General features: G+C 69.1%; 1 protein-coding gene. It reads left to right on the top strand.

Going from position 1 to position 647, the window contains the following annotated elements; genetic code table 11:
* Positions 1-144: 144 nt before the first annotated feature.
* Positions 145-647: DEAD/DEAH box helicase (locus JMF90_RS39450; protein ID WP_201326588.1), on the top strand; the 503-nt coding region annotated here is incomplete at its 3' end.

Here is a 647-nt window from a genome sequence, read left to right as displayed (position 1 = left end):
CGTCGTCATCAAGGACGAAGGCCAGGGGCTGCTGTTCCGCTGCCCGCTGTGCGGCGCCCGCAACTATCTCGAACGCTTCGAGGACGACGAAGGCAACGTCGTCTACGAGCAGATGGAAGGCCGCCCCTACCTCGGAGACCTGTCTTGACCCAACCGACCGCCACGCCGTTCAGCGCGCTGCCGCTGACGCCCGCCACGCTCGCGAACCTCGCGCAGCTCGGCTATGTCGACATGACGCCGATCCAGGCCGCGAGCCTGCCGATCGCGCTGGCCGGTCAGGACCTGATCGCGCAGGCGAAGACGGGCAGCGGCAAGACCGCCGCGTTCTCGCTCGCGCTGCTCGCTCGCCTCGATGCGCGCAGCTTCGACGTGCAGGCGATGATCCTGTGCCCGACCCGCGAGCTCGCCGACCAGGTCGCGCAGGAAGTGCGCCGCCTCGCGCGCGCCGAGGAGAACGTGAAGGTGCTGACGCTGTGCGGCGGCACGCCGATGCGTCCGCAGGCGCAGAGCCTCGAGCACGGCGCGCACATCGTCGTCGGCACGCCGGGCCGCATCATGGATCACCTCGACCGCGGCAATCTGAAGCTCGACGCGCTGAACACGCTGGTGCTCGACGAAGCCGACCGGATGCTCGACATGGGCTTCTT

The organism is Burkholderia sp. E168m23 (assembly GCF_016586125.1).
Lineage (GTDB): Bacteria > Pseudomonadota > Gammaproteobacteria > Burkholderiales > Burkholderiaceae > Burkholderia > Burkholderia orbicola.
This window is presented reverse-complemented; position numbering and strand designations above follow the sequence as displayed.